The organism is Pantoea sp. GbtcB22, assembly GCF_019091025.1.
GTDB classification, from domain to species: Bacteria; Pseudomonadota; Gammaproteobacteria; order Enterobacterales; family Enterobacteriaceae; genus Pantoea; species Pantoea leporis.
This window is the reverse complement of record NZ_JAGXKB010000690.1, coordinates 1-242: the sequence shown is the minus strand read 5'-3', so window position 1 is coordinate 242 and position 242 is coordinate 1. Positions and strand designations below refer to the sequence as shown.

The following is a 242-nucleotide window of genomic DNA, read 5'->3' as shown; positions in this document are numbered from 1 at the left end:
ACATCGCTTCGCCCTATTACCAGCAGACCGCCGAAACGGAAGCGGCTTTTATTCATCAGCAGAATATTAGCTACGCCCCCAACCGCGATGACCAGACGTTAACGCTGCAGGGGGCGGGCGCGCTAGGATTCACTGAAAACAGCTATGCCGTAATTGACTGGGACTATCTGGCGCAAAAGTACCGGCAGGAAAGTCAATAGGAAGTGCGTTATAACAACGTGGTTCTGCGTCGCGATCTCGGC

Annotated in this window: 1 protein-coding gene; it reads left to right on the top strand. The window is 53.7% G+C overall.

Annotated elements, in window-relative coordinates; translation table 11 throughout:
* The coding region (locus KVT28_RS26385) for a hypothetical protein (protein ID WP_254633682.1) at positions 1 to 200 on the top strand (200 nt) is incomplete at its 5' end.
* Positions 201 to 242 lie beyond the last annotated feature (42 nt).